General features: G+C 70.6%; 22 protein-coding genes. 13 read left to right on the top strand and 9 right to left on the bottom strand.

Annotated features, from left to right (window positions below):
- From KDH83_RS17810 to KDH83_RS17790, 5 genes are all read left to right on the top strand, one after another.
- Positions 1–1,297 (top strand): MFS transporter (locus KDH83_RS17810; protein WP_212318279.1); only part of this gene is annotated, 1,297 nt, incomplete at its 5' end.
- Positions 1,298–1,335: 38 nt separating this feature from the next.
- Entirely contained in the window at positions 1,336–2,730 is a 1,395-nt protein-coding gene (locus KDH83_RS17805) for an MATE family efflux transporter (RefSeq protein WP_249205182.1), read from the top strand.
- A gap of 87 nt (positions 2,731–2,817) precedes the next feature.
- Positions 2,818–4,095: a Zn-dependent hydrolase gene (locus tag KDH83_RS17800; RefSeq protein WP_212318277.1), complete on the top strand. Its 1,278-nt coding sequence runs from the start codon at positions 2,818–2,820 to the stop codon at positions 4,093–4,095.
- A 150-nt stretch (positions 4,096–4,245) separates the two neighbouring features.
- Positions 4,246–4,584: a thioredoxin family protein gene (locus tag KDH83_RS17795; RefSeq protein WP_103276425.1), complete on the top strand. Its 339-nt coding sequence runs from the start codon at positions 4,246–4,248 to the stop codon at positions 4,582–4,584.
- On the top strand, positions 4,581–5,510 hold the full coding sequence (locus KDH83_RS17790; RefSeq protein WP_212318275.1) for a DMT family transporter: 930 nt from the start codon (positions 4,581–4,583) through the stop codon (positions 5,508–5,510). The genes KDH83_RS17795 and KDH83_RS17790 overlap by 4 nt, the downstream gene beginning before the upstream one ends.
- A gap of 46 nt (positions 5,511–5,556) precedes the next feature.
- On the opposite strand, the gene KDH83_RS17785 is transcribed toward KDH83_RS17790, so the two are convergent.
- Together KDH83_RS17785 and KDH83_RS17780 are read right to left on the bottom strand one after the other, a co-directional pair.
- Positions 5,557–6,450: a DMT family transporter gene (locus KDH83_RS17785; RefSeq protein WP_212318273.1), complete on the bottom strand. Its 894-nt coding sequence runs from the start codon at positions 6,448–6,450 to the stop codon at positions 5,557–5,559.
- The gene (locus KDH83_RS17780) at positions 6,441–7,169 is read right to left on the bottom strand and encodes a GNAT family protein (protein WP_212318271.1); all 729 of its coding nucleotides are present in this window, start codon (positions 7,167–7,169) and stop codon (positions 6,441–6,443) included. The genes KDH83_RS17785 and KDH83_RS17780 overlap by 10 nt, the downstream gene beginning before the upstream one ends.
- 123 nt (positions 7,170–7,292) lie before the next feature.
- Here KDH83_RS17780 and KDH83_RS17775 point away from each other — a divergent pair, with 123 nt between their 5' ends.
- The gene (locus KDH83_RS17775) at positions 7,293–8,762 is read left to right on the top strand and encodes a PLP-dependent aminotransferase family protein (protein WP_212318269.1); all 1,470 of its coding nucleotides are present in this window, start codon (positions 7,293–7,295) and stop codon (positions 8,760–8,762) included.
- 77 nt (positions 8,763–8,839) lie between these two features.
- On the opposite strand, the gene KDH83_RS17770 is transcribed toward KDH83_RS17775, so the two are convergent.
- From KDH83_RS17770 to gorA, 4 genes are all read right to left on the bottom strand, one after another.
- Entirely contained in the window at positions 8,840–9,529 is a 690-nt protein-coding gene (locus KDH83_RS17770) for an HAD family phosphatase (protein ID WP_212318267.1), read from the bottom strand.
- Entirely contained in the window at positions 9,526–10,074 is a 549-nt protein-coding gene (locus tag KDH83_RS17765; RefSeq protein WP_212318265.1) for a histidine phosphatase family protein, read from the bottom strand. Before KDH83_RS17765 ends, KDH83_RS17770 begins: the two co-directional genes overlap by 4 nt.
- A gap of 230 nt (positions 10,075–10,304) precedes the next feature.
- Complete coding sequence (locus tag KDH83_RS17760) at positions 10,305–10,937, bottom strand: LysE family translocator (protein ID WP_212318263.1); 633 nt, start codon at positions 10,935–10,937, stop codon at positions 10,305–10,307.
- Between the two features lie 145 nt (positions 10,938–11,082).
- The gene (gene gorA / locus KDH83_RS17755; protein ID WP_212318261.1) at positions 11,083–12,438 is read right to left on the bottom strand and encodes a glutathione-disulfide reductase; all 1,356 of its coding nucleotides are present in this window, start codon (positions 12,436–12,438) and stop codon (positions 11,083–11,085) included.
- 271 nt (positions 12,439–12,709) lie between these two features.
- On the opposite strand from gorA, the gene KDH83_RS17750 reads away from it, so the two are divergent.
- Positions 12,710–14,992: a nitric-oxide reductase large subunit gene (locus tag KDH83_RS17750; RefSeq protein WP_212318259.1), complete on the top strand. Its 2,283-nt coding sequence runs from the start codon at positions 12,710–12,712 to the stop codon at positions 14,990–14,992.
- A 195-nt stretch (positions 14,993–15,187) separates the two neighbouring features.
- The gene (locus KDH83_RS17745) at positions 15,188–15,994 is read left to right on the top strand and encodes an SUMF1/EgtB/PvdO family nonheme iron enzyme (RefSeq protein WP_212318257.1); all 807 of its coding nucleotides are present in this window, start codon (positions 15,188–15,190) and stop codon (positions 15,992–15,994) included.
- Between the two features lie 56 nt (positions 15,995–16,050).
- Here KDH83_RS17745 and KDH83_RS17740 read toward each other — a convergent pair whose 3' ends face one another.
- Complete coding sequence (locus tag KDH83_RS17740) at positions 16,051–16,842, bottom strand: Crp/Fnr family transcriptional regulator (RefSeq protein ID WP_212318254.1); 792 nt, start codon at positions 16,840–16,842, stop codon at positions 16,051–16,053.
- 186 nt (positions 16,843–17,028) lie between these two features.
- Between KDH83_RS17740 and nirK the strand changes: the two genes are divergently transcribed.
- The 3 genes from nirK (at position 17,029) to KDH83_RS17725 (ending at position 19,226) form a co-directional block, all read left to right on the top strand.
- Entirely contained in the window at positions 17,029–18,111 is a 1,083-nt protein-coding gene (nirK, locus tag KDH83_RS17735; protein ID WP_212318252.1) for a copper-containing nitrite reductase, read from the top strand.
- Between the two features lie 40 nt (positions 18,112–18,151).
- The gene (locus KDH83_RS17730) at positions 18,152–18,481 is read left to right on the top strand and encodes a c-type cytochrome (RefSeq protein ID WP_212318249.1); all 330 of its coding nucleotides are present in this window, start codon (positions 18,152–18,154) and stop codon (positions 18,479–18,481) included.
- 121 nt (positions 18,482–18,602) lie between these two features.
- Complete coding sequence (locus tag KDH83_RS17725) at positions 18,603–19,226, top strand: LysE family translocator (protein WP_212318247.1); 624 nt, start codon at positions 18,603–18,605, stop codon at positions 19,224–19,226.
- A 15-nt stretch (positions 19,227–19,241) separates the two neighbouring features.
- On the opposite strand, the gene aceE is transcribed toward KDH83_RS17725, so the two are convergent.
- Complete coding sequence (gene aceE, locus KDH83_RS17720; protein ID WP_212318245.1) at positions 19,242–21,905, bottom strand: pyruvate dehydrogenase (acetyl-transferring), homodimeric type; 2,664 nt, start codon at positions 21,903–21,905, stop codon at positions 19,242–19,244.
- Between the two features lie 271 nt (positions 21,906–22,176).
- On the opposite strand from aceE, the gene KDH83_RS17715 reads away from it, so the two are divergent.
- Positions 22,177–22,635, top strand: coding sequence for a MarR family transcriptional regulator (locus tag KDH83_RS17715; protein ID WP_212318243.1), 459 nt, complete (start codon positions 22,177–22,179; stop codon positions 22,633–22,635).
- 27 nt (positions 22,636–22,662) lie between these two features.
- Here KDH83_RS17715 and KDH83_RS17710 read toward each other — a convergent pair whose 3' ends face one another.
- Entirely contained in the window at positions 22,663–23,373 is a 711-nt protein-coding gene (locus KDH83_RS17710) for a Crp/Fnr family transcriptional regulator (RefSeq protein WP_212318241.1), read from the bottom strand.
- A gap of 223 nt (positions 23,374–23,596) precedes the next feature.
- Here KDH83_RS17710 and KDH83_RS17705 point away from each other — a divergent pair.
- The coding region (locus KDH83_RS17705; RefSeq protein WP_212318239.1) for an AMP-binding protein at positions 23,597–24,111 on the top strand (515 nt) is incomplete at its 3' end.

Raw genomic sequence — 24,111 nt, 5'->3', positions numbered from 1 at the left:
GCGCGTGTTCCTGGGCGGCGTGGGTCTGTTCGTGCTGATGTCGCTGGCGCTGGGCCTGGCGCCCGACACGATCTGGCTGGACGCGCTGCGCGCCGTGCAGGGCGCGGCCGCAGCCGCCGCGCTGGCCGGCGGCTCGGCGGCGCTGGGCCAGGCCTATCCCGACCAGGGCCGCACGCGCGCCTTCAGCCTGCTCGGCACCAGCTTCGGCGTGGGTCTGGCCGCCGGGCCGGTGCTGGCCGGGGCACTGCTGGACACACTGGGCTGGCGGGCGGTGTTCCTGTCGAGCGCGCTGGTCGGCGCGGTCGCGCTGGCGATCGCCGCGCCCACGCTGCGCGAATCGCGCGACCCTCGGGCGGCCGGCCTGGACTGGCGCGGCACGTTCGGCTTCACCGCCGCGCTGGCCCTGCTCACCTGGGGCATCCTGCAAGCGCCCGGCCGCGACTTGACGGACGCGCGCGTGCTGGCGCCGCTGGCCGGCGCCCTGCTGTGCGCGCTGCTGTTCGTGCGCATCGAGCGCCGCGTCGCGCGGCCCATGCTGGATCTGTCCTTGTTCCGCCATCCACGCTTCGTCGGCGTGCAGGCGCTGCCGGTGGCGACCTGCTATTGCTACGTGGTGCTGCTGGTGCTGATGCCGATGCGCTTCATCGGCATCGACGGCCTCGGCGAAATCGAGGCCGGGCTGGCCACGGCCGCGCTGTCCCTGCCCATGCTGTTCATGCCCAGCGTGGCCGCGTGGCTGGCCCGCAGCGTCTCGCCCGGCCTGATCTCGGCCCTCGGCCTGCTCGCGGCCGCCGCCGGCCTGTGGTGGCTCGGCGCGGTCGACATCCGCGCCTCGGCGCTGGCCGCCGTCTGGCCCATGCTGTTGATCGGCGCGGGCGCCGGCCTGCCCTGGGGCCTGATGGACGGCCTGGCCATGAGCGTGGCGCCGCCCGAACGCGCCGGCATGGCCGCCGGCATCTTCAGCACCACCCGCGTCGCCGGCGAAGGCATCGCGCTGGCCAGCGTCAACGCGCTGCTGGCCGGCCTGATCCGCCACCGGCTGGACGCCATCGACGGCCTGTCGCAGGTCGCCGCCTCGGCGCAATACCTGGCCGCCGGCAATCTGACCGGCGCGCTGGCACTGAATCCACACGCCGCGGCGCTGCTGCCGCAGGCCTATGACGACGCGTTCCGCTGGCTGCTGCACGCGCTCATCGTCATCACGCTGGCCGGCGCGGCGGCGGCGGCCAGCCTGCTGCGCGAGCGTCCCGACCGGCGCGGCGCGGGCATGACAGGCGCCGGCGCGGGCAACGATTAAGATTCGGGGTTGCCGCAAGGAAGTACCCAAGGATGCGCATGCCCCCGCCCCAACCCATGCCGAACCGCAGCGCATGGAAACCTGAAATCGTCGCCACGCTGATGCTCGCCCTGCCGCTGGTGCTGAGCAACCTGGCCCAGATCGCCATGACCGTCACCGATGTGATGTTCATCGGCCGCCTGGGCTCGCAGCAGCTGGCCGCCAGCGCGCTGGGCGCCAACCTGTATTCGGCCATCGCCTTCTTCGCGCTGGGCCTGGTCAGCGCCACCGCGCCCATGGCCGCGCGCGCGGAAGGCGCGCGGCGCAACGCCGTGCGCGACGTGCGGCTGACGGTGCGCCAGGGGTTGTGGACCGCCGTGCTGATCTCGCTGCCGGGCTGCCTGGCGCTGTGGCACGGCGAACAGATCCTGCTGCTGCTGCGCCAACCGCCCGAGCTGGCGGCGCTGGCCGGCGAATACCTGCGCGCCCTGCTCTGGGCCATGCCGCCGTTCCTGGGCTTCCTGGTGCTGCGTTCGTTCCTGGCCGCGCTGCAAAAGCCGCGCTGGGCCTTCATCGTGGCGGTGGCGGGCATCGGGTTCAACGTGTTCGGCAACTGGGTGCTGGTGTTCGGCAACCTGGGCGCGCCTGCCCTCGGGCTGGTCGGCGCGGGCGTGGCCAGCGCGCTGGCCAGCCTGTGCCTGTTCCTGGGCCTGGCGCTGGTGGTGCTGCGCGACCGACGCTTCCGCCGCTACCGGCTGTTCGGCGATCTGCTGCAACCGGACTGGCAACGGCTGGCCGCGTTCTGGAAGCTGGGCCTGCCCATCGGCGTGGCCACCGCCTTCGAGGTCACCATCTTCAACGCCGCCGCCTTCCTGATCGGCTGGCTGGGCGAAGCGGAGCTGGCCGCGCACGCCATCGCCATCCAGATCGCCAGCGTGACCTTCATGATTCCCTACGGCGTGGCTCAGGCCGCGACCGTGCGCGTCAGCCACGCGCAGGGCGCCGGCGATGCGTCCGGCGTGGCGCGCGCGGGCTGGAGCGCGTTCGTGCTGGGCATCGGCTCCATGGCCATCGCCGCGCTGCTGATGGTCACGGTGCCCTATCTGCTGGTGTCGGCTTTCATGGACGTGCGTGACCCGGCCAACGCCCGCGTGCTGGGCTTCGCGGTCGGCTACCTGGCCGTGGCCGCGATATTCCAGATCGTCGACGGCGCGCAGGTGCTGGGCGCGGGCATGCTGCGCGGCCTGCACGATACTCGCGTGCCCATGGTCTACGCCGCGATCGGCTATTGGGGCGTGGGCCTGCCCAGCGGCGCCTGGCTGGCCTTCGAGGCGGGCTGGCGCGGCGTGGGCATCTGGAGCGGGCTGGCGATCGGCCTGACCGTGGTGGCGGTGCTGATGGTGCAGCGCTGGACGCGGCGCGAGCGCCTGGGGCTGGTGGCGCGCGCGGCCTGACGTCCACGCATCGGCCCATGCGCGAAGGCGCGCGCGGCCGCCGCGGACCTGCGTGCCATAATCGGCCGAGCGTCATCTGGAAGCCTCATGCCCGCCACCCCTGCCCCCGCCTTTCCGCCGCTGAACGCCGAGCGTCTGTGGTCCCGCGTCGAAACCCTGTCCCGCTACACCCTGCCCGGCCAGCCCTGGACGCGGCGCGCCTTCTCGCCGCTGTTCGATGAAGCGCGCGCCTGGCTGCGCCAGGAGTTCCAGGCCGCCGGCCTTGCCACGCGGCTGGACGCCGGCGGCAACCTGGTCGGCGCGCGCGCCGGCGGCGATCCCGCGCGCAAGCCCATCGTCACCGGCTCGCACTGCGACACCGTGCTGAGCGGCGGCCGCTACGACGGCATCATCGGCGTGCTGGCGGGCATCGAGGTCGCGCACACGCTGAACGAGCACGGCATCGCGCTCAAGCATCCCTTCGAGGTCATCGACTTCCTGTCCGAGGAGCCCAGCGACTACGGCATTTCCTGCGTCGGCAGCCGCGCGCTCAGCGGCAAGCTCGACGCGGCCATGCTGGCCGCGCGCAATCCCGAAGGCGAAACCCTGGCGCAGGCCATTGCCCGCATCGGCGGCGACCCGGCCGCGCTGACCGCGCCGCTGCGCCCGGCCGGCGGCACCGCCGCCTTCGTCGAGCTGCACATCGAACAGGGCCCGGTGCTGGAAGCGCGCGGCCTGCCCATCGGCGTGGTCACCAACATCGTCGGCATCCGCCGCGTGCAGATCACGGTCGAAGGCCAGCCCGACCACGCCGGCACCACGCCCATGGACATCCGCCGCGACGCGCTGGTCGGCGCGGCCCGCATCATCGACGGCGCGCATCGCCAGGCCAGCGCGGCCAGCGGCAAGCCCCATTACGTGGTCGCCACCGTGGGTCGGCTGTCCCTGACGCCGAACGCCGCCAACGCCGTGCCCGGCCGCGTCGAGCTGACGCTGGAGATGCGCAGCGACAGCGACGCGGTGCTGGACGCGTTCCCCGAGACCCTGATGGCCGGCGTGGCCGAGGATCTCAAGGCGCTGCGCCTGAGCGCGAGCTTCATCGAACTCAGCCGCGCCCGGCCCACCGACTGCGCGCCGCTGGTGATGGACGCGGTGCAGGCCGCCGCCGGCCGGCTCGGCTACGACACCATGCGCCTGCCCAGCGGCGCGGGCCACGACGCCATGTACATGGCGCCCACCGGCCCGGCCGGCATGATCTTCATCCCCTGCCTGAACGGCCGCAGCCATTGCCCGGAAGAATGGATCGAGCCATCGCAGCTGCTGGACGGCACGCGCGTGCTGTACGAGACGGTGCTGGAGCTGGACCGGGTGCTGTCCTCGCGCTGAACGCGACGGCGATTCCACGCGGCTCCGATCACGCCAGCCTCGTCGCGCGCGCCTGAGTCCCCGGCCGCGTCCGGGTTATGCGGCATGGCCGGCCCCCGCGCTGCCATAATGTGCGGCATCGCGCCCTCGCCGCGCCCGCCTCTTGCGACCATGGACCAGATCGAACTGAACGACGGCAACGCCGACCGCTATCTGCTGGACACGCCCGGCCTGTCCCTGCTGGTGTTCCACAGCCGCACCTGTGGCACCTGCCGCATCGCGCGCCAGGAACTGCCCTGGCTGGAACTGCCGCCGGTGCAACGCGTGTGCTGGATCGACGCTGGCGAGAACGGCGGCCTGGTCGAGCGCTATGAAGTCTTCCACCTGCCGTCCATGTTCCTGGTGCGCGACGGCGCCTTCTACGGTCCGGTACAGGCCAGCCTGGCCGAATGGGACCTGCGCCAGCAGATCAGCCTGGCCCTGGACAGCTATCCGGCGGAACTGCCGTGACGGCCCCCGCCCCGCGCCGTCCGCTGGACGCGCTGGCCACGGGATCCATGCTGCTGCTGTGCCTGTGCTGGGGCTTCCAGCAGATCGCCATCAAGCTGGTGGCGGCCGACGTGGCGCCCATCATGCAGATCGGCCTGCGCTCGGCTTTCGCCGCGCTGGTGCTGGGCGTCGTGATGTGGCGCCAGGCCGGCACGCGGGCGCTGGCCGACGGCACCGCGCCGGCCGGACTGGCGGTGGGCCTGCTGTTCGCCGTGGAATTCCTGTTCGTGGCGCAGGGCCTGCTCTACACCACGGCCTCGCACATGTCGGTGTTCCTGTACACCGCGCCGGTGTTCGCCGCGCTGGGCCTGCACTGGCTGCTGCCGGAAGAGCGCCTGACGCCGCTGCAATGGCTGGGCGTGGCGATCGCCTTCGCCGGCATCGCCGTGGCCTTCCTGGGCAAGGGCGGCCAGCAGGCCGCCAGCAACATGCTGCTGGGCGATGCGATGGGACTGATGGCCGGCCTGCTGTGGGGCGCGACCACGGTGCTGATCCGCAAGACGGCGCTGTCGGAAGCGCCGGCCGCCAAGACCCTGTTCTATCAGATGGCGGTGGCCGCCGTGCTGCTGCTGGCCTATGCCGCCGCCACCGGCCAGGCCGGTTTCCGCTACAGCGCCGCTGCGGTGCTGAGCGTGTCGTTCCAGGCCGTGGCCGTGGCGCTGACCAGCTATCTGGCCTGGTTCTGGCTGCTGCGCCGCTACCTGGCGTCGCGCCTGTCGATCCTGTCGTTCATGACGCCGCTGTTCGGCGTGTCGTTCGGCGTGCTGATCCTGGACGAACCGCTGGACGCGGCCTTCGTGCTGGGCGCGCTGCTGGTGCTGGGCGGCATCCTGCTGGTCAGCGGCTCGGCGCTGCTGCGCGAGAAGCTGCGCGGCCGGACGCGCTGACGCCGGCCCGCGCGGACGACGTCAACGCCCGCGCGCTCTGGCCGGCTCAGGCGCGGCGCGCCGCCGCGCCGACCGATCCCAGTACCGTCAGCGCCGCGCCCGCCAGCACCAGCGCGAAACCCCACCAGTCCTGGGCGGCAGGCCGGTCACCCACCAGCGCCATGGCGCCCAGCACGCCCACCACCGGCACCGCCAGCGTGGTCAGCGACGCCGTGGTCGCGCTGATGCGCTCGCTCAGCACGAACCACAGCAAGTACGCCACCGCCGTGCCCAGCACGATATGAAACGTCAGCGCCCCCGCGACCCGGGCGCTCCAGCCCTGCAGCGGAAACGATTCGCCCGCCAGCAGCATGCCGGCCAGCGCGCACAGCGCCCCGATCGACAATTGCCAGGCCGTGACGACGGCGCGGTCGCCCGGCGCGGGCCAGCGCTTCAGGCAGACCGTGCCGGCGGCCCAGCCGAAGGCGGCGGTCAAGGGGAACACCAGTCCGCGCAGCGCGGACGGATCCGTGCCGGACGCCGCCGCCCTCAGCGCCGGCCAGGCCAGCACCGCCACGCCCAATCCGCCCAGCAGCAGCGCCAGGGCTCGGCGGCCATCCAGCCGCTCGCCCAGCACGAGGCGGGCCAGCAACGCCGACATCATCGGCATGGTGAAGGTCAGCACCGCCGCGCGGGCGGTGCTGGTGCTGAGCTGGGCCCAGGCCACGGCCAGGTTGAAGACCGCGATCGACAGCAGGCCGCCGGCCACGATGCCGGGCCAGGCGGCGCGCGCGGGCAGGATGTCGGCGCGCCGCAGCCGCGCCAGCAGGAACAGCAGCAGCGCGCCGCTGCCCAGGCCCAGCAGCCGCAGCGTGAACGGCGGCAGCAGCGACAGGCTGATCTTCACCGCCGGCCAGTTCAGCCCCCAGAACAGGGCCAGCGCCACGGGGATCAAGCGCAAGCGGCGCGCTCCCGCACGATCAGCTCGGCCAGGCCGACGCGCTGTCCGCCCTCCGCGTCGAAGTTGCCGGGGCTCAGCCAGCGCTCGTAGGCCGCGCGCAGCGCCGGCCATTCGCTGTCGATGATGGAGAACCAGGCCGTGTCGCGGCTGCGGCCCTTGTAGACCACGGCCTGGCGGAACACGCCCTCGAACTCGAAACCCAGCCGCGCGGCGGCGGTGCGCGACGGCGCGTTGAGGCTGTCGCACTTCCATTCGTAGCGCCGGTAGCCCAGCTCGTCGAACACGCGCCGCATCAGCAGGAACTGCGCCTCGGTGGAAATGCGCGTGCGCTTGAGCAGCGGCGAAAAGCTGACGAAACCTACCTCGATCACGCCGTTGGCCGGGTCGATGCGCATCAGCGACAGCGTGCCCACGGCCTTGCCGCTGGCCAGGTCGATGACGGCGTGGTGCAAGGGATCCTGCCCGGCCTCGGCGCGCTCGGCGAAGGCGCGGTACTCGGCCTCGCTGGCGAAGGGGCCGACCGACATATAGGTCCAGTCGCGGCCGTCCTGCGCCTGGCTGAAGGCCTGGTACAGCTCGGCGGCGTGGCGCGCCGCCGACAGCGGCTCCAGCCGGCAGTAGCGGCCCACGGCCGGCGTCAGCGGCGGGCGCGGACGCGCCGTCCAGTCCGCCACGTCGGCGCCGATGGGTTGTTGGAAAGCATTGACTCGGGCTTGCATCGCGTGGCGCCTCTTCCGGTTTGGCCCGCGCCGCCGCCGGTGGCGGACGCGTTCGGCATATGCGCAAGATAAAGGAATCGTGGCATCATAAAAAGCGCCACGGTCATTGAATTCGATAGAGCCATGAATCTTCCCCACGCCCTGCTCTCCAGCCCGCTGGCGCGCGGCCATGGCGCCGCGCCGCGCCAGCGCCAACTGATCCAGCGGCTCAAGCAGGCCATCCTGGCGGGCCAGCTGCCGGCCGGCGGCAAACTGCCGTCCTCGCGCACGCTGGCCGACGAGCTGGAGATCTCGCGCAACACGGTGCTGATCGCCTACGAGCAGCTCACGGCCGAAGGCTATGTGGTGGCCGACCGCCAGGGCACGCGCGTGGCGCCGCTGTCGGCCGCCGCGGCCAGCGCCGCTCGGCAGGCCGAGCCGCCGCCGCCGGCGGCCTTCACCGCCACGCGGCTGGGCCGCATCGCCTCCACCCGCGTGCCCAACGACGGCGCCCTGCCGCTGACGCCGGGCACGCCGGCGCTGAACCAGTTCCCCGTCAACGCCTGGCGCCGCGCGCAGGACCGCGCGCTGCAGGCCGCGCCATTCGCCACGCTGGGCTACGGCCATCCGATGGGCGAGCCGGCGCTGCGCGCCGCCATCGCCCAATACCTGCGCGTCTCGCGCGGGGTGCGCTGCGACGCCTCGCACGTGGTCATCACCGAGGGCGCCCAGGGCGCGCTGGCGCTGTGCGTGCAGTTGCTGACCAATCCCGGCGACACCGCCTGGCTGGAGGAACCCGGCTATCGCGGCGCCAAGTCCGCCTTCCACGCCGGCGACCTGGACGTGGTGCCGATGCGCGTGGACGCCGACGGCCTGGCCATCCCCGATGAGGCCTGGCGCAAGCCGCCGCGCCTGATCCAGGCCACGCCCACGCACCAGTATCCGACCGGCGCGGTGCTGTCGGTGGCGCGCCGGCTGGACCTGCTGGAACGGGCGCGCCGGGCCGGCGCCTGGATCATCGAGGACGACTACGACAGCGAATTCCGCCACCAGGGCGAACCCATCGCCGCCATGCAGGGACTGCTGCCGGACGCCCCGGTGCTGTACGTGGGCACGTTCAGCAAGACCATGTTCCCGGCGCTGCGACTGGGCTTCCTGGTGCTGCCACCCGCGCTGGCGGCCAGCGCCACGCCGTCCATCATCGAAATGCTGCGCGGCGGCCACCGGCTGGAGCAGCTGACCATGGCGGCCTTCATCGAGAACGGCCAGTTCTCGCGCCACCTGGGACGCATGCGGCGCCTGTACCGCGAGCGGCAGGCGGCGCTGCGCGACGCGCTCGCGGCGCACATGGACGTGGATCATGAAGTGCTGGGCGGCCACAGCGGCCTGCACCTGACGGTGCGCCTGCCGCCCTGCTTTCCGGATGCGCGGATCGCGGAACAGGCGCGCGCCGCGGGCATGAGCCCCAACGCGCTGTCGTCCTTCGCCGTCTCGCCGCTGCCCGAGGACAACGGACTGGTGATCGGCTACGGCAACACCGGCGCCGAACGTTTTCCGGCGCTGGTCAAGCGCCTGGCCAGGCTGGCGCGGGAAGCGCGGCTGGAACAGGACTAACAGGACTCGTCCGTCCAGCGGCCGGCCGGCAAGAACGCCCGGGCATAGCGGAATAACGGAATGGCGGGTGCGAATCCTCAGCCGGCGCGCGCCGTCAGGCGCGGAAAGCGCGCCAGCACGGCGTCCAGCGTCAGGCCGGCCAGGCTGTCGACCTGCGCCAGCGCGCCGCCGCGCTCATGGCCCTGCGCCAGCTCGCGCAGATCCGGCCCGACCGCCAGCACATGGCAGCCCGCCGCCAGCGCAGACGCCACGCCGGCGGGTGAATCCTCGATGGCCAGCGCCGCCTCGGCGGCGATATCCAGCCGCTCCAGCGCCAGCCGGTAAGGCTGCGGATCCGGCTTGGGCCGCTCCACGTCCTCGCGCGTGACCCAGGACTGGAACGGCGCATACGCCAACTGCTCCAGGGCCGTGCGCACGATGGCCGCGTAGGATGACGTCACCAGGGCCGAGCGCAAGCCGCGCTGATGCTGCTCGCGCAACAGGCCGCGCACGCCGGGCATCCACGGCACATGCCGCGACAGCGCGTCGCGCACGGCGTCGCCCAGGCCGCGCCGCAACTCGTCGACCGAGAACCGGACGCCGGTCACCTCGGCCATCACATGGGCCGCCAGCTCCAGGTTGCCGCCCAGCAGCCGCCTGCTGGCCGCGTCATTCCAGGGCAGCTTGCGGGCATTGAGGAAGGTGTATTCGCTGCGCCGCCACAACTCGCCGGAATCGACCAGCGTGCCGTCGAAGTCCCACAGCAGCGCGTAGCCGGCGGCGCTCATGCGTTCCAGCTCAGCATGACGGGACGCTCGCGTTCCCAGCCCAGATGCGCGATGCCCAGCGTGCCCAGCCGGAACAGGGCCGCCTGCGCCGGCTCCAGCCCCAGCCAGCGCGCGGCCACCAGCCGGATCAGGTGGGCGTGCGCCACGGCCAGCACCCGGCGGTCGGCCGACTGGCGCACGTCGCGGATGAAACTGTCGACCCGGTGGGTCATGGCGGCCAGCGTCTCGCCGTTGGGCACGGGATCGGTCCAGACATGCCAGTGCGGCGCGTCGGCGCGGATCTCGGCGGTGGTCTTGCCTTCGTAGTCGCCGTAGTCGCGCTCGACCAGCCGCAGATCCAGCGTCACCTCGCCCAGGGCCAGCAGCTCGGCCGTGCTGCGGGCGCGCTGCAAGGGGCTGGACACGATGCGGTCGTAGTTGCCCTGGGCCAGCCGGGGTCCCAACGCGCGGGCGGATGCCTGGCCGTCGGCGGTCAGGGCCAGGTCGGTCAGGCCGGCATAGCGGCCAAGGCGGCTCCATTCGGTTTCACCGTGACGCAGCAGCACCAGCTCAACCTGGCGCGGAACGGGTGATGCTGAATTAGGGCCTGAGGGATGCCTCATGGGGAATGCCGCCTCGATCTGACGTGATCGCGGGCGCGGGACGCGCCAGCAAAGGGGCGATCGTAGCAACGGCCGCCCACGTCCGGGTCGACATTTTGTGCGAGCAATTGGTGATGTTTAATCACCATTAGCGCAAACACCGCGAGCGCGCCGGGCGCGCGCCGCGGCACGGATCAGCGCCGCGATTCCAGCGCCATCCTCATGGCCAGGCCGGCCAGCACGGTGCCCATCAGCCAGCGCTGCGCCACCATCCACAGGGGCCGGCCGGCGAGAAAGCCGGCAATGGAACCCGCCATCAGCGCGATCAACGCGTTCACCGACAGGCTCACCGCGACCTGGGTCATGCCCAGCGCCAGCGACTGCGTCAGCACGCTGCCGTGGTCGGGCTGGATGAACTGCGGCAGCAGCGACACGTACATGACGGCGATCTTGGGATTGAGCAGATTGGTCACCAGCCCCATGGTGAACAGCGTGCGCGGCGAGCTGCGCGGCAGTTCGCGCACCTGGAACGGCGAACGGCCGCCGGGCCTGACGGCCTGCCAGGCCATGTAGAACAGGTACAAGGCGCCGGCGTAGCGCAACGCGTCGTAGGCATAAGGCACCGCCATCAACAGCGCCGTGATGCCGAAGGCCGCGCAACCCACGTAAAAGATGAAGCCCACGGCCACGCCCGCCAGGGAGATCAACCCGGCCTTGGGGCCCTGGGAGATCGAGCGCGACACCAGGTAGATCATGTTGGGGCCGGGCGTGAGCACCATGCCCAGCGCCACCAGGGCGAAGGTCAGGAGGTTGGCGAGGTCGGGCATGGCGGATTGGCGGCGGACGCGTGAAATCAGGAAGCGTCGACGATATCGGAAATCTGTATCGGAACAGGCGTTTTTTCTGGCGCCCGGCCTCGCCTCGCGACCAGCCTGTCGGCCTTGTCACCCGCCGTTGGCTGGCCCCGTTCGCCTACGCCACCGCCGTTCGCATCGTCACGAACTCCTCGGCCGCGGTCGGATGGATGCCGATGGTGTCGTCGAATACCTGCTTGGTCGCCCCGGCCTTGAGCGCCACGGCCATGCCCTGCACGATCTCGCCGGCATCGGGCCCGACCATGTGCACGCCCAGCACGCGATCCGTCTTCGCGTCCACCACCAGCTTCATCAGCGTCTTTTCCTGCGACTCGGTCAGCGTCAGCTTCATCGGCCGGAAGCGGCTTTCGTACAGCTTGACCTCGTGGCCGGCCTCGCGCGCCTGCTCGGTGGTCAGGCCGACCGTGCCGATGTTGGGCAGGCTGAACACCGCCGTCGGGATCAGCGCGTAGTCGACCTTACGGTACTCGGCGGGGCGGAACAGGCGGCGCGCCACGGCCATGCCCTCGGCCAGCGCCACCGGCGTGAGCGGCACGCGGCCGATCACGTCGCCGATGGCCAGGATGGACGGCTCGGCGGTGCGGAATTCCTCGTCCACTTCGATGAAGCCGTTCTTGCCGATCTTGACCGCCGTGTTCTCCAGGCCCAGCTTGTCCAGCATGGCGCGCCGGCCGGTGGCGAAGAACACGCAGTCGGTCTCGACCACCGAGCCGTCTTCCAGTGTGGCCGCCAGCGTGCCGTCGGCGCGCTTGTCGATGCGGGCGACGTTGGCGTTGAAGCGCAGGTCGATGCCCTTCTTGGTCAGCTCGTCGCGCAGGTGCTCGCGCACGCCCTGGTCGAAGCCGCGCAGGAACATGGGGCCGCGATAGATCTGCGTGGTCCGCGCGCCCATGCCGTTGAAGATGGAGGCGAATTCCACGGCGATGTAGCCGCCGCCCACCACCAGCACGCGGCGCGGCAGCGCTTCCAGGAAGAAGGCCTCGTTGGACGTGATGGCGTGTTCCTTGCCGGGGATGTCCGGCACCTGCGGCCAGCCGCCGGTCGCCACCAGGATGTGCTCGGCCGTGTGCGTCTGGCCGTTGATCTCGACGGTGTGCGGATCCTTGATGCGCGCATGGCCCTCCAGCAGCGTCACGCCGCTGTTGACCAGCAGGTTGCGATAGATGCCGTTCAGGCGCTCGATCTCGCGGTTCTTGTTGGCGATCAGCGCGGGCCAGTCGAAGGACGGCTCGCCCGTGCTCCAGCCGAAGCCGCCGGCCTGCTCGAAGTCCTCGCTGTAGTGGGCGCCGTAGACCAGCAGCTTCTTGGGCACGCAGCCCACGTTGACGCAGGTGCCGCCCAGGTAGCGGCTTTCCGCCACCGCCACGCGCGCGCCGAAGCCGGCCGCGAAACGCGCCGCGCGCACGCCGCCGGAACCGGCGCCAATCACAAACAGGTCGAAATCGAATGCCATGGTGTCCTCTGCGCGGCCCCCGCGAGGGCCGCTGTCACTGTCAGGGAAAAGCCGTATTTTGCACCAGTCGCCATCCTGCCCCTCCGAAACGGCGCGAACGTCCTCCTGGTGGTGAAAAACACCGTTCCAGGGTAATCCGAACCCATTTCGGCCAGGGTAAGAATCACCCTGCCATCCGCAAGCCCCTGATTTTCCGGGCCCTTTCCCCTGGCACGGATTTCGCGTCTGTCCCTGCACCCATCAACTGCAACATCTGGAGGGTGTACCCAAAATGGGCCCATACCGAAAACTATGGTTCACGCTGATCGCCGTGCTGGCGGTCACTTTCTCGCTGCTCGGTTTCTACGGCGGCGAAGTCTACCGGCAGGCGCCGCCCATCCCGCAGGCCGTGGGCGCGGCCCACGGGCAACGCCCGTTCGGCCGCAACGACATCCTGGACGGGCAGACCGCCTGGCAGTCGGTGGGCGGCATGCAGCTGGGCTCGGTCTGGGGCCACGGCGCCTACCAGGCGCCGGACTGGACGGCCGACTGGCTGCACCGCGAGCTGAGCGCCTGGCTGGACCTGGCCGCGCGCGAAGCGCACGGCCAGCCCTACGCCGAACTGCCCGCACCGGCCCAGGCCGCGCTGCGCGAAACCCTCAAGGCCGAGTACCGTGGCAACCGCGTCAACGCGGACGAGGTGCTGACGGTCAGCGCGCGCCGCGCGCGGGCCATCGCCCAGACCGCCGCCCACTATGACCAGCTGTTTTCCGATGCGCCCGCGCTGCACACCAGCCGAGAGCATTTCGCGATGAAGGAAAACACCCTGCCCGACGCCGGCCGGCGCGAGCAGCTGACGCGCTTCTTCTTCTGGACCGCCTGGGCCGCCGCCACCGAGCGCGAGGGCGCCAAGGTCACCTACACCAACAACTGGCCGCACGAGCCGCTGATCGGCAACGTGCCCAGCAGCGAGAACGTGATGTGGTCCATCATCAGCGTGGTGGTGCTGCTGGCCGGCATCGGCCTGCTGATCTGGGCCTGGGCCTTCCTGCGCGGCAAGGAGGAAGACGAGCCCGAGGCGCCCAGGCAGGATCCGCTGAGCACCTTCGCGCTGACCCCGTCGCAGCGCGCGCTGGGCAAGTACCTGTTCCTGGTGGTGGCGCTGTTCGGCCTGCAGGTGCTGCTGGGCGCCTTCACCGCGCACTACACGGTGGAGGGCCAGAAGTTCTACGGCCTGGACCTGTCGCAGTGGTTCCCGTATTCGCTGGTGCGCACCTGGCACATCCAGAGCGCGCTGTTCTGGATCGCCACGGGCTTCCTTGCCGCCGGCCTGTTCCTGGCGCCGCTGATCAACGGCGGACGCGATCCCAAGTTCCAGAAGATCGGGGTGGACATCCTGTTCTGGGCGCTGGTGGTCGTGGTGGTCGGCTCGTTCACCGGCAACTATCTGGCGATCGCGCAGATCATGCCGCCCGAGCTGAATTTCTGGCTGGGCCACCAGGGCTATGAATACGTCGACCTGGGCCGGCTGTGGCAGATCGGCAAGTTCACCGGCATCTGCTTCTGGCTGGTGCTGATGCTGCGCGGCATCGTGCCCGCGCTGCGCCAGCCCGGCGGCGACAAGAACCTGCTGGCGCTCCTGACCGCCTCGGTCGGCGCCATCGGCCTGTTCTACGGCGCCGGCTTCTTCTATGGCGAACGCACTCACCTGACCGTGATGGAGTACTGGCGCTGGTGGATCGTGCACCTGTGGGTGGAGGGCTTCTTCGAGGTCTTCGCCACCACCGCACTGGCCTTCATCTTCTCGACGCTGGGACTGGTGTCGCGGCGCATGGCCACCACGGCCAGCCTGGCCTCGGCCTCGCTGTTCATGCTGGGCGGCATCCCCGGCACCTTCCACCACCTGTACTTCGCCGGCACCACCACGCCGGTCATGGCCATCGGCGCCAGCTTCTCGGCGCTGGAAGTGGTGCCGCTGATCGTGCTGGGCCACGAGGCCTGGGAAAACTGGCGCCTGAAGACCCGCGCGCCCTGGATGGCCGACCTGAAGTGGCCGCTGATGTGCTTCGTGGCCGTGGCCTTCTGGAACATGCTGGGCGCTGGCGTGTTCGGCTTCATGATCAACCCGCCGATCTCGCTGTACTACATCCAGGGCCTGAACACCACGCCGGTCCACGCGCACGCGGCCCTGTTCGGCGTGTACGGTTTCCTGGCGCTGGGCTTCACGCTGCTGGTGCTGCGCTACATCCGTCCGCAATACGCGCTGAATCCCGGCCTGATGAAGCTGGGCTTCTGGGGCCTGAACATCGGCCTGGCGCTGATGATCTTCACCAGCCTGCTGCCGGCCGGACTGATCCAGTTCCACGCCAGCGTCAGCGAAGGCATGTGGTACGCGCGCAGCGAAGCCTTCATGCAGCAGGACATCCTGAAAGCCCTGCGCTGGGGCCGCACCTTCGGCGACGTGGTGTTCCTGCTGGGCGCGCTGGCGCTGGTGGCGCAGGTGATCCTGGGCCTGGCCAGCGGCAAGCCGGCCGCGCCCAAGCCCGGCTTGCAGACCCGTCCGGCGCGCGGCTGACGCCGGAACCGGCGGCGACACGCAAGCCGCCGGCCCCGCCGAGGACATGGTCCCCGGCGGGGCCTTTGCGTTTCCGGCGCGGGCGTTGCCCTGCCTGCGCCAACTTGCGCCAGCGCAAAGAGGCCGGCCCTGACACCGGGTCCAATATCCGCATGCGCCGGAGCCTGCCGGCTCCGGGCGTCGAGGAGCTTACGCATGCACGCCCGCCCGCTGGTCCTGGCCTTGCTGTTGTCGCTGTCCGCCTGCGGCGGCGACCGGTCCCGCGCTCCCCTGCCCCCGATGAGCCGGCTGCCGCCGGGCGAGGTCTCGTACACGCCGCCCGGCGAGGCGCAGCGCAAGGGTTATCCGGTGACGCCCGCGCCGCTGACGGCGCGCTTTCCGAACGGCCTTGCCATCATGACGCGCCAGGTCAGCCAGGCCGAGTACGCGGCCTGCGTGCGCGCCGGCGGCTGCAGGACACCCGACCCCGCGCAGCGCGACGCCACGGCGCCGGACATGCCGGCCGCCGGCATCAGCTGGAGCGACGCCTCGGCCTATGCCGCCTGGCTCTCGGCCGCCACGGGCCGCCAGCTGCGGCTGCCGACCTATGCGGAATGGGTCTACGCGGCCGGCCCGGCGTTCATCGACGATGCGCTCGCCCCGTCAGCCGACGACGGCGATCCGGCGCAGCGCTGGCTGGCCGAATACGACCAGCAGGCGCGGCGCGCGCAGGCGGGGGAGTCCGTCGAGCTGCGACCCTTCGGCGGCCACGGCGCCAATCCGGCCGGATTGCAGGACATGGCCGGCAGCGTGTGGGACTGGACCAGCGACTGCCACACGCGCCGCGTGCTGGACGCGGCGCCCGGCGAAGCCGGACAGGAGGCGGGCAACTGCGGCATCCGCGTGGCCGCCGGCCGGCATATCGCCTATCTGCCGGACTTCATCCGCGACCCCAAGAGCGGGGCCTGCTCGGTGGGCCTGCCGCCGGCCAACCTGGGCCTGCGGCTGGTGCTGGAGGATTGACCCCGCGCGGCCATCACGCGCCGAGCCGTGCGAAGCGGCGGCAAGGCGCGTCGCCGTCAGGCGGGCGCGCTTGCGATCGCCACCACCGCCGGCGGGACAGGAGGCACGCCATCGGTACAGGACAGGCAGCCCGCGCAGTCGCGCAGCCCGGCCGGCGCCGCCGACGACAGCCGCGCCAGCGCCGCCGGCGAACGCAGCACCACGCGCTTGCGGCCGCAGTCGACGATGCCGCGCTGCTTCCAGTCGTTGAGCAGCCGGCTGACCGTGTGCAGCGTGGTGCCGGTCAGCTCGGCGATGTCCTGCCGCGTGATCGGAAAGCCGATGCCGATGCCGTCGGCCACCGGCTGGCCCGACTGCTCGAACAGGCGCAGCATGGCGCGCGCCACGCGCTGCTCGACCTCGTCGGTGGACAGTTCCTGGATGCGCAGGTGCGCGTCCTGCAGCCGCCGGCCCATGGTCTGCAGCGCGGCGGCGTTGAGCCGGGGATGGCTGGCGGCGAATTCATCCCAGGCCGCCGCCGGCCAGGCCAGGCAGACGCTTTCCTGCACCGCCAGCACCGAGGCCGGATAGCAGGCCTGGCGCATGGCCCGCGCCAGGCCGAACAGATCGCCCGGATTGACGTAGCGCACCAGCACCTGTTCGCCGTCCGGCGTGACCTGCGTCACTTTCAGGCAGCCGTGCAGCAGCACGAAGAAGTGCGCGGCCGGCTCGCCCTGATGGAACGCCGCCGCCCCCGCGTCCAGCCGGCAAGGCTGGGCTCCGAGCAAGGCGGCCTGCAATTCCGCCTCGGACAAGGGCCGGAACAGGTCCAGGTTGCGCAGGAGGGCATGGCACAAGGGCGTGGGCATCGCGGTCCGTCCGGGTCGAGGTGGGCACGGTTCCATGGTGGCATCGCCCCCCTGCGCTGGCAATGCGCGCCCGGGCGCGTCCTGCCCCGCAGTTTGCGCTACAGCAAAGAAGGGGCGGCCCGCGTGGCCTTCAATGAAAGCGCCGGCTCGAACGGCTGTTGAGGAAACCGAAAACAGGAGTTGCACATGAAAGCCTTCCGCCCCACTTTGCTTGCCGCGGCCCTGATCGTCACGCTGCCCGCCAGCCTGGCGCATGCCCAGAACGCCGACCAGCTGCCCCGCGCCAAAGTCGCCCTGGTCGCCCCGCCGCAAGTCCACCCGCATGAGCAGGTGGCCAAAGGCGGCCCCAAGGTGGTCGAGTTCACCATGACCATCGAGGAAAAGAAGATGGTGATCGACGACAAGGGCACCACGCTGCAGGCCATGACCTTCGACGGCTCCATGCCCGGCCCCACGCTGGTGGTGCACGAGGGCGACTATGTGGAGCTGACCCTGGTCAATCCCGCCACCAACGCCATGCCGCACAACGTCGACTTCCACGCCGCCACCGGCGCGCTGGGCGGCGCCAAGCTGACCAACGTGAACCCCGGCGAGCAGGCCACGCTGCGCTTCAAGGCCGACCGCAGCGGCACCTTCGTCTACCACTGCGCGCCCGAGGGCATGGTGCCCTGGCACGTGGTGTCCGGCATGAGCGGCACGCTGATGGTGCTGCCGCGCGACGGCCTGAAGGATCCCGAGGGCAAGCCGCTGCGCTACGACCGCGCCTACACCATCGGCGAGTTCGACCTCTACATCCCCAAGGACGAGAAGGGCAAGTACAAGGACTACAAGACGCTGGCCGAAAGCTACGGCGACACGGTGGAAGTCATGCGCAAGCTGACGCCGTCCCACATCGTCTTCAACGGCAAGGTCGGCGCGCTGACTGGCGCCAACGCGCTCACGGCCAAGGTCGGCGAGACCGTGCTGCTGATCCATTCGCAGGCCAACCGCGACACGCGCCCGCACCTGATCGGCGGCCACGGCGACTGGGTCTGGGAAACCGGCAAGTTCGGCAACCCGCCGCAGAAGAACCTGGAAACCTGGTTCATCCGTGGCGGCTCGGCGGGCGCGGCGCTCTACACCTTCAAGCAGCCGGGCGTGTACGCCTACCTGAACCACAACCTGATCGAGGCCTTCGAGCTGGGCGCGGCCGGGCACATCAAGGTCGAGGGCAAGTGGAACGACGACCTGATGAAGCAGATCAAGGCGCCCGGCCCGATCCCGCGCTGAGCCGCGCCCGCCCCGCAACCGCCCTTCGAGGACCGATGCCATGACCCAAGCAGCAAGACTTGCCCTGTTGGCCGTGCTGGCCGCCCTGCCCGTGGCGTCGGCCCGGGCGGACGCCACGGCCCAGACCGTCAACCCCGCCGGCGAAAAGCTCTACAAGTCCGCCTGTGTGGTGTGCCATGCGTCCGGCGTGGCCAACGCGCCCAAGCTGGGCGACCGCCAGGCCTGGGCGCCCTACGCCGCCCAGGGCGCCGACGCGCTGCTGGCCACGGTGCTCAAGGGCAAGGGCGCCATGCCGCCGCGCGGCGGCTCGTCGGCGGACGAGACCACCCTGCGCGCGGCCGTGGAGTACATGCTAAGCTCGGCGCGCTGATCCCGCACAGGCGCGGACGCCCTGGCGGCGGCCTTTCCCGGCGGAGCCTGAACCGCCTTGCGGGCCTGCGCCCGCCGCTCTGACCGCGAACCCTCGCGGTCGCCGTCCCGGAGTCCCCGTCATGCATCTCGAAACCTGGCTGGCCTTCCTGGGCGCCTCCGCCCTGCTGCTGGTGCTGCCCGGCCCCACCATCCTCACCGTCATCAGCTATTCGATCACGCACGGCCGGCGCGCCCGCCTGCCGCTGGTGCTGGCCGTGGCGCTGGGCGATTCCACCGCGCTGCTGCTGTCGCTGGTCGGCCTGGGCGCGCTGCTGTCGGCCTCGGCCTTCTGGTTCACCGTGGTCAAGACCGCCGGCGGCCTGTACCTGCTGTACCTGGGCTTCAAGCTGCTGCGCGCCGGCGTGGCGCCGGCCACGCTGCCCCAGGCGGGCGAGGCGGGATCGCGCTGGAAGCTCTTTGCCAACACCTATCTGGTGACGGCGCTGAACCCCAAGGGCATCATCTTCTTCGTCGCCTTCCTGCCGCAGTTCATCGACCCGGCCGGCGACACGGTGCGCCAGATGTGGATCCTGTCGGCCACCTTCGTGGTTTGTGCCGGCCTGAACGCCACCGCCTATGCGCTGTTCGCCGGCCAGGCGCGCCGCCTGCTGGCCTCGCCGCGCGCGCAGCGCGGCTTCAACCTGGGCGGCGGCGCGCTGCTGTCGGCCGCCGGCGTCTGGGCGCTGCTGGCGCGGCGGGCCTGAGGCCCGCCGTTCCCGTCAGGGCAAGGCCGCCGACACGGCCTCGGGATCGATGCCGTAGCGCTGGATGGCGTCCGCCGCCAGCTCCCTCGGCGCCATGCCGTCGTCGGCCAGCGCCTTCAGGGCCGCCAGCGCGATGTGGTAGCGGTCCACCTCGAAGAACGCGCGCAGCGCCTGGCGCGTGTCCGAGCGGCCGAAGCCGTCCGTGCCCAGCGTGACGTAGCGCCGCCCCGCCGTGAAGGGGCGGATCTGCTCGGCCACCGTCTTCATGTAGTCGGTCGCCGCCACCACCGGACCCTGGGTCGCGGCCAGGCAGGTTTCGGCATAGCCGCGCCGCGCGTCCTGCAACGGATGCAGGCGGTTCCAGCGCTCGCATTCCTGGCCCTCTCGCCGCAGCTCGGTGTAGCTGGTGACGCTCCACACGTCGGCCTGCACGCCGAAGTCCTGCGCCAGCAGATCGGCCGCCGCCATTGCCTCGCGCAGGATCGCGCCGCTGCCCAGCAACTGCACCCGCTGCTCGCCCGGCGCGCCCTCGCGCACGCGGTGCATGCCCTTCAGGATGCCTTCCTCGGCGCCCTCGGGCATGGCCGGATGCTCGGTCTTTTCGTTGATCAGGGTCAGGTAGTAGAAGACGTCTTCCTGTTCCTGGTACATGCGCCGCATGCCGTCCTGCACGATCACCGCGATCTCGTAGGCATAGGCCGGGTCGTAGGCGCGGCAGGACGGGATCACCGAGGCCAGCACGTGGCTGTGGCCGTCATCGTGCTGCAGGCCCTCGCCTTCCAGCGTGGTGCGGCCCGAGGTCGCGCCCAGCAGGAAGCCGCGCGCGCGGATGTCGCCGGCGGCCCAGGCCAGGTCGCCCACGCGCTGGAAGCCGAACATCGAATAGAAGATGTAGAACGGGATAGTGGCCAGCCCATGCGTGCTGTGCGCGGTGGCGGCCGCGATCCAGGATGCCGTGGCGCCGGACTCGTTGATGCCTTCCTGCAGGATCTGCCCCTGGCGGTCCTCGCGGTAGACGTTGAGCTGGTCGGCGTCCTGCGGCGTGTACAGCTGGCCCACGTGCGAATAGATGCCGACCTGGCGGAACATGGCGTCCATGCCGAAGGTGCGCGATTCGTCGGGCACGATGGGCACCACGCGCTTGCCGATGCCGGGATCCTTCAGGAGCTGGCCCAGCAGCCGCACGAAGGCCAGCGTGGTCGAGAACTCGCGGCCCTCGCTGCTCTTGAGCAACGAGGCGAAGGACTCCAGCGGCGGCGTGGCCAGCGGGCCAGGGCCGGCCGGACGGCGCGGCAGATGGCCGCCGGCGCGCTGGATGGCGGCGTCGAAATAGGCCTGCTCGGCGCTGCCGGGCGCCGGCTTGATGTACGGGATCTGCTCCAGCTGATCGTCGGGCACCGGAATGGAGAAGCGGTCGCGGAACGCGCGCACGGCCGGATCCGCCATCTTCTTCTGCTGGTGGTTGGTGTTGGCCGCCTCGCCGGCCGCGCCCATGCCATAGCCCTTGACCGTCTTGGCCAGGATGACGGTGGGCCTGCCGGTGTGGCGCAGCGCGGCCGCATAGGCCGCGTATACCTTGGCCGGATCGTGGCCGCCGCGATGCAGCGCGCCGATCTGCTCGTCGCTCAGGTGCGCCACGCGCTCCAGCAGCACCGGATCCGCGCCGAAGAAATGCTCGCGCACATAGGCGCCGCCACGCGCCTTGAACACCTGGTACTCGCCGTCCACGCATTCCATCATGCGGCGGCGCAGGCGACCGTCATGGTCCTGGGCCAGCAGCGCGTCCCAGTCGCCGCCCCAGACCACCTTGATCACGTTCCAGCCGGCGCCGCGATACACGCTTTCCAGCTCCTGCATGATCTTGGCGTTGCCGCGCACCGGACCGTCCAGGCGCTGCAGGTTGCAATTGACCACGAAGATCAGGTTGTCGAGCTTCTCGCGGCCGGCCATGGCCACGGCGGCCAGCGTCTCGGGCTGGTCCTGCTCGCCGTCGCCCAGGAAGCCCCAGACCTTGCGGCCCTGCGCGGGGATCAGCTCGCGGTCTTCCAGGTAGCGCATGTAACGCGCCTGGTAGGCGGCCATCAGCGGGCCCAGGCCCATCGACACGGTCGGGAACTGCCAGAAGCCCGGCATGGTGCGCGGGTGCGGGTACGACGCCAGCCCGCCGCCGCCGATCTCGCGGCGGAAGCGGTCCAGCTCGTCTTCCGACAAGCGGCCTTCCAGATAGGCGCGCGCGTAGATGCCGGGCGCCGAATGGCCCTGGATGTACAGCATGTCGCCCAGGAACTCGGGCGTGGCGGCGCGGAAGAAGTGGCGGTAGCCGGTTTCATACAGCGTGGTCGCCGACGCATAGGTGGCGATGTGCCCGCCCACGCCGGAGGGCTTGCCGGCGCGCAGCACCATGGCCATGGCGTTCCCGCGCAGGTAGGCGGCCCGCCGCAGCTCCAGGCCGGTGTCGCCGGGGAAGGCGTCCTGGGCCGAGACCGGAATCGTGTTGATGTAGGGCGTGGTGTTGGGCGCGGCGTAGCGGCCCGCGCCAGCGCGGTCCTGGTCGATCAGCTGATCCAGCAGGTAGTGCGCGCGCGGCCGGCCTTCGTGCGCGACCACGGCCTGCATCGCGTCCAGCCATTCGCGGGTTTCCTGGGGATCGAGGTCCGTGGGTTCCAGCGGCATGTCCATGTGTGTCCTCCATGTCGGGCGCGAGCAAGGCGCCGGACCGGGTCCGTCATCGCCATTTCGCATTGTGAATTGCAATTGCATTATGTGCAATTGCAATCGTAGGAGGACTTCTAAACAATTGCAAGTGCAATTATTTGACGGCTGGAATCCGACGCGCGGGTGCGCGCTGCCCCTATGCGCGCGATGCGCGCATGCGAATGCGGCGCCAATGCATCGCCGCCTTTACAATCCTGGCTGCACATTCCCATCGACGAATCAAGGAGCCGACCGCATGGCCACAGGCAAGCCCGATGCCTGGAGCCTCTTTCTGACCGCGCACGCGCTGGTGGTGGAAGAGATAGAAAAGCGGCTGTCCGCCGCGGACCTGCCGCCGCTGGCCTGGTACGACGCGCTGTGGGCGCTGGAACGCGCGCCCGAAGGCACGGCGCGCATGTACGAAATGGCCGAGCGCATGGTGATCGCGCGCTACAACCTGACGCGCCTGATGGATCGCATCGAGGCCGCCGGCCTGGTCGAGCGCTTCCGCTCGGAAGAAGACCGCCGCGCCACCTACGCGCGGCTCACGCCCAAGGGCCGCGCGCTGCGCCGCGAGATGTGGAAGGTATACGGACCGGCCATCGATGAGCTGTTCCTGTCGCAGCTGCCCGAATCGCAGCAGGACGCCATGGCCGAGCAATTCCGCCATATCGCGCGCCATGTGCGCTCGCTGTCCCGCTCAAAGGCCGGCTGAGCGCCCGCGCCCTGCCCCGGCGTCCCCCTACAACTGATCCAGCCCGTAGCGCCGCAGCCGGTCCAGGTCCAGCACCTTGATCTGGTTGTAGGCCAGCGCCAGCACGCCCTGGTCGGTCAGCGCCTGCAATGCCTGGTTCACGCGCTGGCGCGACAGGCCGGTCAGATAGCCCAGCTCTTCCTGCGAGATCGCCAGCGTCAGGTCGGTGGACGGATACAGCTGCGGATTGAACAGCTGCGCCAGCGACTGCGCCACGCGCGCGTCGGCGTCCAGCAACCGGTGGTTCTGGATCGACGCGATGAATTCGCCCATGCGGTCGTTCAGCTGGCTGATGACGAAATGCGAGAACGGCAGGCTGGCCGCCAGCAGCGCGTGAAACGTGGCGGTCGGCACCAGCATGACCAGCGAGGGCTGGATCGCAACCACGTCGTACTTGCGCAGCTCGCGCTTGATCACGCTGCCTTCCCCGAACCAGCCGCCGCGCGGCACGCCGGAAAACGTGCAGCTACGGCCCGACTCGTTGTAGATGGCGAGCTTCAACAGCCCGCTGTGCACGCCCAGCCAGTGATCCGACGGCGCGTTGCGCCGCGCGATCCAGGCGCCGTTGGGCACATGCTCGGCGCGCGACGTGGCCAGCACCAGCTGCTGGTGCGCGGGGTCGAGCGCGCCGAACCAGGCGCAATTCCCGAAGAGCCTTGCAAGTTCTTCAGGGGAAACAATGTTTGAAACATCGGACATGGGAAGAACCGTGTAAAACTGGAGGTTTCCGCGCCGGCGGGCAGTCTGTCATGCAGGTGACAGACGCCATTTTCCGGCGGCCGATAAGCTAGGGCAAGGCGGATCCTGTGATCGCCGTCAACTGACGACCGCGATCATCCTCCGACAATGCCGACAAACCAGCGCCAGAAAAAGGCGCAACGCTGACAAGCGCGGGCAGCCGCGCCGGAAGGAGACACAAGCAATGAGCAGCATGTACGACCATGGGCTGGGCCGTCGCGACGCCAACTACGAGGCGCTCACGCCGGTGGACTTCATCGCCCGCGCGGCCGAAGTGTACGGCGACCGGCTCGCCGTGGTCCATGGCAAGGTGCGCCGCAACTGGCGCCAGACCTACGAGCGCGCGCAGCGCCTGGCCGGCGCGCTGGCGCAGGCCGGCATCAAGCGCGGCGACACCGTGGCCGTCATGTTGCCGAACATCCCGGCCATGGTCGAGGCGCACTTCGGCGTGCCCATGCTGGGCGCCGTGCTCAACACGCTGAACACGCGTCTGGACACGCCCAGCGTGCTGTTCATGCTGGGCCATGGCGAAGCCCGCGCCCTCATCATCGACACCGAATACGCCGAGCTGGCGCAGCGCGCCCGCGCCGAATTCCCGCACCTGGTCGTGATTTCCGTGCACGATCTGGACGGCGCGCCCGCCACCCTGCCCGGCGCGACCGACTACGACGCCTTCCTGGCCGCCGCGCCCGCCACGTT

Origin of the sequence: Achromobacter sp. Marseille-Q0513 (assembly GCF_018195695.1) — a bacterium.
In the GTDB taxonomy this organism is placed as follows: Bacteria; Pseudomonadota; Gammaproteobacteria; order Burkholderiales; family Burkholderiaceae_B; genus Achromobacter.
Note: the sequence above shows the minus strand (reverse complement) of the source record. Positions and strands in the feature narration are given on the sequence as shown.